Source organism: Thermobaculum sp. T2p, from assembly GCF_059335935.1.
Genome location: NZ_JANZYQ010000047.1, coordinates 1 through 1,435, shown reverse-complemented (window position 1 = coordinate 1,435; position 1,435 = coordinate 1). Strand labels below are relative to the sequence as shown.

Below are 1,435 nucleotides of genomic sequence, written 5' to 3'. Positions count from 1 at the left end.
CTTCCACTCTACCTCGTAACGTCCACCTATTACTCCAAGCTCCACTATTCCAAACCCCTATAAAGGTAAGCTGTAATAATCCTGATCTATGAATTCCTTGTTTCCATAAGAAAAGCTCACACAATATGATACCCATACATCCTAATTTGTGCGAATCCTGTACTCTAATACGCAATTCAGTGGATATCAGATCTGGTGAACTTATATTGCAAGTATAAGCTAAACGCTCTGCTAGCGATTTCGTGGTGTCTGGATAATCAAGACAGGTGCCGGTGTTTGGGTAGCCGGGATGTATGTACCGGAAGACTCGATTTTTACAGTCGGCGTAGTTACCGGCTCAGTGGATTCTGGACTTGGCCTTAAGGTCGGAGTAGGGATCGATTCCTGCGTGGAGGGGATAGTTGGAGTTGACCAGATAGTTGGGATAGGCGTAGGAGCATTAGTGGGTGTAACTGTAGGCCGTGGAGGGCTAGACTTAGTGGGAGTGGGCGATAAAGTTGGATAGGGTGTAGGAGTTGAGGTAGCTGCTGGAGTAGGAGTTGGCTCCTTGGCAGGAGTGGGCGTTGGTTCGGCGGTGGGCGTAGTAGTAGGACTGGGCGTAGATGTAGGAGTTGCCGTAGGCTGAAGGATAGGGGGCTTAATCCTTACTGGAGTATTAGTTGGCTCGGGAGTAGGGGTAGAAGTAGGAGTTGGAACAACTTCGGGAGAGTTCTTCAGCTCAGGTGTTGGGGTAATGATGTAAGTAGTAGAAGTAGGAGGCAAGATATCAGTATGTGCGGAGACCTCGGGACATTTAGAGCTACCTTGGCTATTGACTGCGCACACTTTGTATGTGTAATCAGTATTTGGCTTCAATCCCATATCCAGATAGGAGATGCTGTTAGAGCCTAATACAGCCACGCGACGCCAACCAGCATTACTCGTTCTTCTATAAATAAAATACGCATCTTCGTTTGGAGATACATCCACCCAAAGTAACCTGATGGAATAAGGAGATAAGACTACAGCTGTCAAATTCTCAGGAGAGGCTGGAGCACTGTCCTGAAGATAGTAAGGACTCTCGGTAGGAATGGGAGTAGATGCTAATACTAGCGGGTAGGGAGACCCAGAAGGCGTATTAAGGTTAGAATCTGGGATCTCGGTAACAATTGGAGGGATTCGAGAGCCTACGAAGGGAATAAAGGTTGCCCCAAGCAACACGCACGCTGACACTAAGAGAGTAGCGGGTAGCAGTATCCAAAACGGTTTCGAAACTCGTTTATTACCTTCAGATTCCGGTATTTCCGTCTTAGCAACTTGATTTTTGTGTTGACTACCAGAAGTAAATCTAGAGATATTTGGCAAATAGGCAGTTACTCCCCATGGATCCACGTAAGAATTATGCTTAGAAAAATCGCCGGTGCATTCGTATATTGCATCATGGTCGTGGTGGGAG

General features: G+C 46.8%; 1 protein-coding gene. It reads right to left on the bottom strand.

The genetic code is table 11. From position 1 onward, the window contains the following. Window positions 1-231: 231 nt before the first annotated feature. Window positions 232-1,435, bottom strand: a 1,204-nt coding sequence (locus N2245_RS14405; protein WP_494537400.1) for a fibronectin type III domain-containing protein, incomplete at its 5' end; no start/stop codon positions are given.